1 protein-coding gene and 2 pseudogenes are annotated in these 2,556 nt (G+C 66.9%); 1 reads left to right on the top strand and 2 read right to left on the bottom strand.

The features are described from left to right. Window positions 1-107: 107 nt before the first annotated feature. Together JCM9942_RS13880 and JCM9942_RS13875 are read right to left on the bottom strand one after the other, a co-directional pair. Window positions 108-677, bottom strand: a complete 570-nt coding sequence (locus tag JCM9942_RS13880) for a TlpA family protein disulfide reductase (RefSeq protein WP_054660404.1) — start codon at window positions 675-677, stop codon at window positions 108-110. Next, window positions 674-1,947, bottom strand: a pseudogene (locus JCM9942_RS13875) (YihY family inner membrane protein). The gene JCM9942_RS13880 and the pseudogene JCM9942_RS13875 overlap by 4 nt, the downstream one beginning before the upstream one ends. A gap of 77 nt (window positions 1,948-2,024) precedes the next feature. Between JCM9942_RS13875 and wrbA the strand changes: the two are divergent. Continuing rightward, window positions 2,025-2,556, top strand: a pseudogene (gene wrbA, locus JCM9942_RS13870) (NAD(P)H:quinone oxidoreductase); the annotation flags it as partial.

Below are 2,556 nucleotides of genomic sequence, written 5' to 3'. Positions count from 1 at the left end.
CGGGGCTGGACCCGTACAGATCGAACAGGCGGACACCGCGCGCCTGCCAATGTCCGCTGCCGGAACGATCGGATCCTGGCCCGACCTGTCCCGGCCCGCGTGCAGGATTACAGCACCTTGCCACCCGCGGCGGTGATGGCCTGCTCGATCTCCTGCGCGTTCACCGGTCCCAGGAACTGCTTGGCCACCTTGCCGTCCGGGCCGATCAGATAGGTCATCGGCAGACCGCGCGGGGTGGCAAAGTCGCTGGGCGGGTTGTAGGTGTCGATGATGGCGATCGGATAGGCCACCGGATGTGCCAGGAGGAAGGCCTGCATCTCCTCCAGCTCGATGTCCTCGTAGGCCAGCCCGATCACTTCGACATTGCTGCGCATGGCGTGCAGCGCCGACAGCTCGGGCATTTCCTGCAGGCACGGCCCGCACCAGGTCGCCCAGAAATTGATCACCACCCACTGCCCGCGTTGGCCAGCCAGATCGTAGGCCTTGCCATCGACGGTCTGCACCTGCAGCTGCGGCATCTCCGCGGTCTGCTGAACCACCTCCGCCTGCGCGGCCGCAGCACTGTCCGATTCGATCGCGGGCGGCGCCGGGGGCGGTGGCGCGACGGGCTCCTGCGGCGGCTTGCAACCGCTCAATATCAACACCAGCAGCGCGAATGGAAGGAGCTTGGCGGTCATCGGTGGTCTCCGGTAATAACGTAGATATCGTCCACGCGACGTTTGAGCAGCTCGCGCAGCGGCACGCGCAGTTCATCCAGCGCGCGGCAGGCGGCCTGGCCCAGGCTGTCGTCGCGGAACGGCAGGTATTCCTCGGCAGCGGGAATGCGCAGCTGCAGGCTCTCGTACAGGTCTTGCAGGCTGATGCTGTCCAGATCGCGCGACAGCAGCCATTCGCCGCGTTCGTCGCAACGCAGCAGGTTGATCTGCTCCAGCTGCTCCAGCAACTGTTGCAGCAACGAATCGGTGAGCATCGGCTCCAGACTCAGGATCTGCCCCTCGTCCAGACCCTGCCCGTTCTGGCGCGCTTCACGGAAACGCCCCAGCAGGCGCAGCAGCGCATACAGCTCGCAGCCCTGCGGCAGGCGCAAGGCCGCCGGCTGGTAGCGGAACGCGGCGATGGAAGAAGCCAGCGACGCTCCCAGCAGCACCGATACCCAGCCCAGGTAGATCCACAGCAGCAGGATCGGCACGAACGCCACCGTGCCGTACAGCTTCTGGTAGGACTGGAAGCTGCCCAGATACAGGCCCATCCCCCACTTCACCAGCTCCAGCATCAGCACTGCCAGCAAGGCGCCAGGGATGGCGTGGCGCCACTTCACCGTGTGATGCGGTACCACCCGGTAGATCAGTACCACACTGACGAATTCGATCAGCACCGGCGCCAGCCGCAAGCCCAGATCGGCCAGCAGCGGCCCTCGGTGGTGCCAAACAGCGGCAGCGACAGCACCTTGGCCGACACCGCCAGTGAGGCGGCGGCCAGCAGCGCACCCAGCGTGAGCACCGTCCAGTAGACGAGGAAGCGGGTCAGTTTGGGCCGCGCCGACGCCACCCGCCAGATCCGGTTGAAGGTCTGCTCCACGCTGTTGAGGGTGATCAGCAGCGATACCACCAGCGCGATGAAACCGGCCGCGGTCAGCTGCCCGGCGCTGGCCGAGAACTGGCGCAGATAGCCCTCGGCCGCGCGCGCCGCCGAGGGCACGAAGTTGGAGAACACATAGTCGCTGAGCGCCTCGCTCCAGCGGTCGAACATCGGAAACGCCGACAGCACCCCGAACACCACGATCGCCAACGGCACCAGCGCGAACACGGTGGTGTAGGCCAGCGAGCCGGCCGCCTGGAACAGGCGGTCATCGAGGAAGCGGCACCACAGGAACCGCGCGAAACTGGTGGTCCGCGCCCGGTCGCGCAGCCGTTCCATCCATAGATTGAGTGAATCCAGAGGTTCCATCGGGCAAGGGTACCCGATGCAAAGCGCGGCCCGCATCGCCGATACTGCCGGCTCCTGCGTGATGAGTGGATGGTGTGATGGCGGAAATTCTGGTGCTCTACTACAGCCGTGGGGGTTCGGTGGCACGGCTGGCGCGGCAGATCGCCCGCGGTATCGGCGAAGTCCCCGGCATGAGCGCCCGCCTGCGCACAGTGCCACCGGTGGCGCCGTCACCCAGACCAGCGCCCCCCCGGTACCCGAGGACGGCGCCCCGTATGTGGAAATCGCCGATCTGGCCGAATGCGCTGGCCTCGTGCTCGGCAGCCCGACCCGCTTCGGCAACATGGCCGCACCGGTCAAGCACTTCCTTGATGGCCTCGGCGCCGAATGGGTCAACGGCACCTTGGCCGGCAAACCGGCGGCGGTGTTCACCTCCACCGCCTCGATGCATGGCGGGCAGGAATCCACGCTGCTGTCGATGCACCTGCCGCTGCTGCACCACGGCTGCCTGATCGTCGGCATTCCCTTCACCGAGCCGGCGCTGAGCCACACCAGCAGCGGCGGCACGCCCTATGGCGCCAGCCATGTGGCCGGTGCGCAGGATGATCCGCAGCCCACCGACGACGAGGC

The sequence above is a fragment of the Stenotrophomonas pictorum JCM 9942 genome (assembly GCF_001310775.1).
In the GTDB taxonomy this organism is placed as follows: Bacteria; Pseudomonadota; Gammaproteobacteria; order Xanthomonadales; family Xanthomonadaceae; genus Stenotrophomonas; species Stenotrophomonas pictorum.
The sequence above is the reverse complement of the archived record's forward strand: the minus strand, read 5'-3'. Positions and strand labels throughout refer to the sequence as shown.